This window comes from uncultured Methylobacterium sp., from assembly GCF_964242245.1.
Lineage (GTDB): Bacteria > Pseudomonadota > Alphaproteobacteria > Rhizobiales > Beijerinckiaceae > Methylobacterium.
In genome coordinates this window covers 1-4,074 of the sequence record NZ_CAXTBY010000193.1, presented here as the reverse complement: position 1 = coordinate 4,074, position 4,074 = coordinate 1, and the positions used below count along the sequence as shown (strand labels likewise).

The window sequence follows — 4,074 nt, the reverse complement described above, 5'->3', positions numbered from 1 at the left end:
CCGACGGAGGCCACCATCACCGCCATCGGGTGCGCGTCGCGGCGGAAGCCCGTGAAGAACCGGTTCATCTGGTCGTGCACCATGGTGTGGCGCGTGACGCGATAGTCGAAATCCGCCTTCTGGGCCGGCGTCGGCAACTCGCCGAACAGCATGAGGTAGCAGGTCTCCAGGAAGTCGCCCTGCTCGGCCAGTTGCTCGATCGGGTAGCCGCGGTAGAGCAGCACGCCCTCGTCGCCGTCGATGTAGGTGATCTTCGACTCGCACGAGGCCGTCGACGTGAAGCCCGGGTCGAAGGTGAAGGCGCCGGTCTGGGCGTAGAGCTTGCCGATGTCGACGACGTCGGGTCCGATCGTTCCGGACTTGACGGGCAGCGTGACCTGCTTGCCGTCCACGGTGATGGTGCTGGCTGCGCTCATGGAACGTGGACCCTTTCCTGGCAACGATGCGGCGTCCGGCCCGCGGCGCGCCGGACACCGCCCCGGACCCCGAGCGGACTGCGCTCTGCTGCAGGTGCTCACAGGTCCCACGAGTTAGCGGATCGGCGGTGCACCATCAACGGGGCGGATGACAACCCCCCGCGAAAGCCAAGCGAAAACCGGGCCGTGGGCGGCGCGTCTCAGGCGGTCGCGATCCTGTCTGTGAGGCGGGCCAAGCTCTCGGCGCGGCCGAGCACGGCCATCACGTCGAAGAGCGGCGGCGAGGTGGTGCGGCCGGTGAGCGCGGCCCGCAGGGGCTGGGCCACCTGCCCGAGCTTGAGCCCGGACGCATCCGCGAAATGCCGCACCGCGGCCTCGGTGCTCGCCGCGTCCCACGCGGGCAGGGCCTCCAGCGCCGGCAGGATGGCGGCGAGCCGCCCGCTCGCCTCCTCCGTCAGCAGGGCGCCGGCCTTGTCGTCGAGGCCGAGCGGCCGGGCGGCGGTGAGATAGTAGGCGCTGTCCAGCAGTTCGATCAGGGTCTTGGCCCGCTCCTTCAGGCCCGGCATCGCTGCGGTGAGTTTTTCGCGAAGCGCCATGGACAGCGGTGCGGAAAGGCCGCGCGATGCGCCGACGCTCGGCAGGATGCCTTCGATCGCATCAACGAGGGCGGCATCGTCCGCGGCGCGGATGTAGAGCCCGTTGAGGTTCTCGAGCTTGGCGAAGTCGAAGCGCGCCGGCGAGCGCCCGATCGCCGGCAGGTCGAAGGCCGCGATCATCGCCTCGGTCGAGAACACCTCCTGGTCGCCGTGGCTCCAGCCCAGCCGCACGAGATAGTTGCGGAGCGCCGCCGGCAGGTAGCCGAGGTCGCGGTAGGCGTCGACGCCGAGCGCCCCGTGGCGCTTGGACAGCTTGGCCCCGTCCGCCCCGTGGATCAGCGGAATGTGCGCCATCCGCGGCACCTCCCAGCCCAGCGCTGCGAAGATCTGGCTCTGGCGGGCGGCGTTGGTGAGGTGGTCGTCGCCGCGGATCACCTGGGTGACGCCCATGTCGTGGTCGTCGACGACGACGGCGAGCATGTAGGTCGGGTTTCCGTCCGAGCGCAGCAGCACGAGGTCGTCGAGATCGCGGTTGGCCCAGGTGACGCGGCCCTGCACCGCGTCGTCCACCACCGTCTCGCCCTCGGTCGGCGCACGCAGGCGGATCACCGGCCTGACGCCGGCCGGCGCCTCGGAGGCATCGCGGTCGCGCCAGCGCCCGTCGTAGCGCAGGGGCCTGCCCGCGGCGCGTGCCCGCTCGCGCATCTGCGCCAGTTCCTCGGGCGTCGCGTAGCAGCGATAGGCGTGGCCCGACGCGAGCAGGCTCTCGGCGACCTCGCGGTGGCGCGCCGCGCGGGCGTACTGGAACACCACGTCCCCGTCCCAGTCGAGACCGAGCCAGGACATCCCGTCGAGGATCGCGTCGATCGCCCCTTGCGTCGATCGCTCCCGGTCGGTGTCCTCGATGCGCAGCAGCATCCGGCCGCCCCTGGACCGCGCGTAGAGCCAGTTGAACAACGCCGTGCGCGCACCGCCGATGTGGAGGTAGCCCGTGGGCGAGGGCGCGAAGCGCGTGACGACGGCTGACGACATCGGGCTGGAGACGACTCTTCTGGCGGGTCGAGGGCGCGAGAGGTCCTGGACGGGATCGTGGCGCTGATCGACCGGCCCGGCGGCCCGCATCTAGCACGGCCTCGCGGATGCGTTAAGAAATCCTTGGTTGGGGCGAAGGTTCGGCGCGGGGCCGGCTGCGGATCATGGCACGGGAGGTCGCATCCCTTCAGGATCGGGCCGTCGCCGTCCGCGGCGCGGGACGGCACCTGTCGCCCGCGGCGCTGGTGCCCGCCCTGCGCGGATGGATCGCGGACGGCCTCGCGCTGGAGGCCGAGCAGCGGCGCCTGTTCCCCTGGCTCGCCGTCGCCTTCGGGTCCGGAATCCTCGTCTTCTTCACCGCCACCGATGGGCTGCCCTCGCCGGTCGCGCCCCTCACCGCGGCCCTGATCTGCATCGGTGTGACGCCGTTCCTCGGGACCCGGCCGGTCGGCCTCGCCGCCGCCCTGGCGCTGGCGGCCGCCTTCCTCGGCTTCGGCGCGGGCGCGGTGCGCGTCGCGCGGGTCGCGGCGCCCGTCCTCACACGAACGACGATCGGACCGCTGACCGGGCTCGTCGAGTCGCTGGAGGAGCGGGAGGAGGGGGCACGCCTCGTGGTGCGGGTCGCGAGCCTCGGCACGCTCGCGCCGGAGCGGCGCCCGATCCGCGTCCGCGTGTCGTTCCGGAAGGCGACCCCGCTCAGGCCCGGCGATTTCATCGCCGCGACCGCGCGCCTGCTGCCGCCGCCCGAGGCCGCGCGTCCCGGCGGCTACGATTTCGCCCGGGACGCGTACTTCCGCGGGATCGGCGCCGTCGGCTCGCTGCTGGGCAAGATCGAGGTCCGGCCGAGCCCCGAACCGGTGCCGTTCTCCCTGCGGATCGCGGCCGCCGTCGACGGGGCCCGCAACGCGCTCACCCGCCGGATCACCGACGCGAACGGGGGGCAGGCCGGCGCCGTGGCCGCGGCACTGGTCACGGGCAAGCGCGGCCTGATCGCGCCGGCCACCAACGACACCCTCAGGGCCGCCGGCATCTACCACGTCGTCTCGATCTCGGGGCTGCACATGGTGCTCGCGGCGGGCGTCGTGTTCTGGCTGGTGCGGGCAGGCCTCGCCCTGGTGCCGTTCCTCGCGCTGACGTGGCCGATCAAGAAGATCGCCGCCGGCCTCGCGATGGCGGGCGTCACCGCCTACTGCATCTTCTCCGGCTGGGACATCGCCGCCGAGCGCTCCCTCGTCATGACGCTGATCATGCTCGGTGCGATCCTCGTGGACCGACCGGCGCTCAGCATGCGCAACCTCGCGCTTGCGGCGATCATCGCGCTCGCGCACGAGCCGGAGGGCCTGCTCGGTCCGAGCTTCCAGATGTCGTTCGGGGCGGTGGCCGGCCTCATCGCCTGCGCCCGGCTGATCGACGGACGCCTGTTCCGCCGCGACGGCGCCGGCCGGATCGGGCGCCTTCTCGCGCTCGCGCTCACGACCGTGGTGGGCACCCTGGGCACGACGCTGGTGGCGCAGATCGCGACCGCGCCGTTCGCCACCTACCACTTCCAGACGATCCAGCCGTTCGGCCTGATCGGCAACGCGCTGACGCTGCCCCTCGTGTCGCTGGCGGTGATGCCGGCCGCGGTGCTCGGCATCCTCGCCTACCCGTTCGCCCTCGATCAGCCGGTCTGGTGGCTGATGGGACTGGCGGTGCGCGGGATGCTGACGATCTCGGGCTGGATCGAGGGTTTGGGTCGTGCCAACGTCGTGGTGCCGGCCTTCGGCGCCGGCGCGCTGGCCTTCCTCGCCCTCGCGCTTCTCCTGCTGACGCTGCCGGTCTCGCGCCTGCGCTGGCTCGGGGTGCTGCCGGGGGCCCTGGGCTTCGGACTCGCCGCGTTGCCGGAGCGCTACGACATCTACGTCGATCGCCAGGGCGGCGGCGCGGCGGTACGCGGCGCGGACGGGCTCCTCGTCGCGCTCGGACGGCCCTCGGCCTTCGTGCTGGAGCAGTGGCTGCGGGCGGACGGCGACGTCCGCAAGGGGACTGAG

At 72.4% G+C, this 4,074-nt stretch carries 3 protein-coding genes; 1 reads left to right on the top strand and 2 read right to left on the bottom strand.

The window, feature by feature from the left end; genetic code table 11:
• Both ACFE8Y_RS21110 and gltX read right to left on the bottom strand, forming a co-directional pair.
• Positions 1 to 416: citrate/2-methylcitrate synthase (locus tag ACFE8Y_RS21110; RefSeq protein ID WP_375466327.1), on the bottom strand; the 416-nt coding region annotated here is incomplete at its 3' end.
• A gap of 200 nt (positions 417 to 616) precedes the next feature.
• On the bottom strand, positions 617 to 2,044 hold the full coding sequence (gltX, locus tag ACFE8Y_RS21105) for a glutamate--tRNA ligase (protein ID WP_375466326.1): 1,428 nt from the start codon (positions 2,042 to 2,044) through the stop codon (positions 617 to 619).
• A gap of 164 nt (positions 2,045 to 2,208) precedes the next feature.
• Between gltX and ACFE8Y_RS21100 the strand changes: the two genes are divergently transcribed.
• Positions 2,209 to 4,074: ComEC/Rec2 family competence protein (locus ACFE8Y_RS21100; protein WP_375466325.1), on the top strand; the 1,866-nt coding region annotated here is incomplete at its 3' end.